Origin of the sequence: Promicromonospora kroppenstedtii DSM 19349 (assembly GCF_000515355.1) — a bacterium.
GTDB classification, from domain to species: Bacteria; Actinomycetota; Actinomycetes; order Actinomycetales; family Cellulomonadaceae; genus Promicromonospora; species Promicromonospora kroppenstedtii.
On sequence record NZ_KI911633.1, the window covers coordinates 29,516 to 29,724 of the forward strand.

1 pseudogene is annotated in these 209 nt (G+C 75.1%); it reads right to left on the reverse strand.

What is annotated here, in order from left to right:
- A pseudogene (locus tag PROKR_RS38170) lies at window positions 1-209 on the reverse strand (hypothetical protein); the annotation flags it as partial.

Below are 209 nucleotides of genomic sequence, written 5' to 3' on the forward strand. Positions count from 1 at the left end.
GGGCACGAGGGCGGGTGCGCCGTTCTCGTCGGGCGTGGTGCTGGTGACCTGGAGGTCGACGGGGAAGCGCGCGTCCAGCTCGTCGTCCAGGGCGGCACGGGCGCTGGCGGCGCCCGTCGTCATCATGGAGACCAGGGTGACGCCGATGAGCAGGGCCGTGGACGTCGCCGCCGTGCGCGGGGGTTGCGCAGGGCGTTGGCCGACGCGAG